The sequence below is a fragment of the Bacillus sp. SRB_331 genome (assembly GCF_003264175.1).
Lineage (GTDB): Bacteria > Bacillota > Bacilli > Bacillales > Bacillaceae_G > Bacillus_A > Bacillus_A mycoides.
On sequence record NZ_NADV01000014.1, the window covers coordinates 1,736 to 4,710 of the forward strand.

Here is a 2,975-nt window from a genome sequence, read left to right on the forward strand (position 1 = left end):
GTATGTTCTTTGAAAACTAGATAACAGTGTAGCTCATATTTTTTTAATTTTAGTTTGGTTAAGTTAGAAAGGGCGCACGGTGGATGCCTTGACACTAGGAGTCGATGAAGGACGGGACTAACGCCGATATGCTTCGGGGAGCTGTAAGTAAGCTTTGATCCGAAGATTTCCGAATGGGGAAACCCACTATACGTAATGGTATGGTATCCTTACCTGAATACATAGGGTATGGAAGACAGACCCAGGGAACTGAAACATCTAAGTACCTGGAGGAAGAGAAAGCAAATGCGATTTCCTGAGTAGCGGCGAGCGAAACGGAATCTAGCCCAAACCAAGAGGCTTGCCTCTTGGGGTTGTAGGACATTCTATACGGAGTTACAAAGGAACGAGGTAGACGAAGCGACCTGGAAAGGTCCGTCACAGAGGGTAATAACCCCGTAGTCGAAACTTCGTTCTCTCTTGAATGTATCCTGAGTACGGCGGAACACGTGAAATTCCGTCGGAATCTGGGAGGACCATCTCCCAAGGCTAAATACTCCCTAGTGATCGATAGTGAACCAGTACCGTGAGGGAAAGGTGAAAAGCACCCCGGAAGGGGAGTGAAAGAGATCCTGAAACCGTGTGCCTACAAATAGTCAGAGCCCGTTAATGGGTGATGGCGTGCCTTTTGTAGAATGAACCGGCGAGTTACGATCCCGTGCGAGGTTAAGCTGAAGAGGCGGAGCCGCAGCGAAAGCGAGTCTGAATAGGGCGTTTAGTACGTGGTCGTAGACCCGAAACCAGGTGATCTACCCATGTCCAGGGTGAAGTTCAGGTAACACTGAATGGAGGCCCGAACCCACGCACGTTGAAAAGTGCGGGGATGAGGTGTGGGTAGCGGAGAAATTCCAATCGAACCTGGAGATAGCTGGTTCTCCCCGAAATAGCTTTAGGGCTAGCCTTAAGTGTAAGAGTCTTGGAGGTAGAGCACTGATTGAACTAGGGGTCCTCATCGGATTACCGAATTCAGTCAAACTCCGAATGCCAATGACTTATCCTTAGGAGTCAGACTGCGAGTGATAAGATCCGTAGTCAAGAGGGAAACAGCCCAGATCGCCAGCTAAGGTCCCAAAGTGTGTATTAAGTGGAAAAGGATGTGGAGTTGCTTAGACAACTAGGATGTTGGCTCAGAAGCAGCCACCATTTAAAGAGTGCGTAATAGCTCACTAGTCGAGTGACTCTGCGCCGAAAATGTACCGGGGCTAAATACACCACCGAAGCTGCGAATTGATACCAATGGTATCAGTGGTAGGGGAGCGTTCTAAGTGCAGTGAAGTCAGACCGGAAGGACTGGTGGAGCGCTTAGAAGTGAGAATGCCGGTATGAGTAGCGAAAGACGGGTGAGAATCCCGTCCACCGAATGCCTAAGGTTTCCTGAGGAAGGCTCGTCCGCTCAGGGTTAGTCAGGACCTAAGCCGAGGCCGACAGGCGTAGGCGATGGACAACAGGTTGATATTCCTGTACCACCTCTTTATCGTTTGAGCAATGGAGGGACGCAGAAGGATAGAAGAAGCGTGCGATTGGTTGTGCACGTCCAAGCAGTTAGGCTGATAAGTAGGCAAATCCGCTTATCGTGAAGGCTGAGCTGTGATGGGGAAGCTCCTTATGGAGCGAAGTCTTTGATTCCCCGCTGCCAAGAAAAGCTTCTAGCGAGATAAAAGGTGCCTGTACCGCAAACCGACACAGGTAGGCGAGGAGAGAATCCTAAGGTGTGCGAGAGAACTCTGGTTAAGGAACTCGGCAAAATGACCCCGTAACTTCGGGAGAAGGGGTGCTTTCTTAACGGAAAGCCGCAGTGAATAGGCCCAAGCGACTGTTTAGCAAAAACACAGGTCTCTGCGAAGCCGTAAGGCGAAGTATAGGGGCTGACACCTGCCCGGTGCTGGAAGGTTAAGGAGAGGGGTTAGCGTAAGCGAAGCTCTGAACTGAAGCCCCAGTAAACGGCGGCCGTAACTATAACGGTCCTAAGGTAGCGAAATTCCTTGTCGGGTAAGTTCCGACCCGCACGAAAGGTGTAACGATTTGGGCACTGTCTCAACCAGAGACTCGGTGAAATTATAGTACCTGTGAAGATGCAGGTTACCCGCGACAGGACGGAAAGACCCCGTGGAGCTTTACTGTAGCCTGATATTGAATTTTGGTACAGTTTGTACAGGATAGGCGGGAGCCATTGAAACCGGAGCGCTAGCTTCGGTGGAGGCGCTGGTGGGATACCGCCCTGACTGTATTGAAATTCTAACCTACGGGTCTTATCGACCCGGGAGACAGTGTCAGGTGGGCAGTTTGACTGGGGCGGTCGCCTCCTAAAGTGTAACGGAGGCGCCCAAAGGTTCCCTCAGAATGGTTGGAAATCATTCGTAGAGTGCAAAGGCATAAGGGAGCTTGACTGCGAGACCTACAAGTCGAGCAGGGACGAAAGTCGGGCTTAGTGATCCGGTGGTTCCGCATGGAAGGGCCATCGCTCAACGGATAAAAGCTACCCCGGGGATAACAGGCTTATCTCCCCCAAGAGTCCACATCGACGGGGAGGTTTGGCACCTCGATGTCGGCTCATCGCATCCTGGGGCTGTAGTCGGTCCCAAGGGTTGGGCTGTTCGCCCATTAAAGCGGTACGCGAGCTGGGTTCAGAACGTCGTGAGACAGTTCGGTCCCTATCCGTCGTGGGCGCAGGAAATTTGAGAGGAGCTGTCCTTAGTACGAGAGGACCGGGATGGACGCACCGCTGGTGTACCAGTTGTTCTGCCAAGGGCATAGCTGGGTAGCTATGTGCGGAAGGGATAAGTGCTGAAAGCATCTAAGCATGAAGCCCCCCTCAAGATGAGATTTCCCATAGCGTAAGCTAGTAAGATCCCTGAAAGATGATCAGGTTGATAGGTTCGAGGTGGAAGCATGGTGACATGTGGAGCTGACGAATACTAATAGATCGAGGACTTAAC

At 51.4% G+C, this 2,975-nt stretch carries 1 rRNA gene; it reads left to right on the plus strand.

Annotated elements, in window-relative coordinates:
* Positions 1-56 precede the first annotated feature (56 nt).
* A 23S ribosomal RNA gene (locus B5P42_RS12300) occupies positions 57-2,975 on the plus strand; the annotation flags it as partial.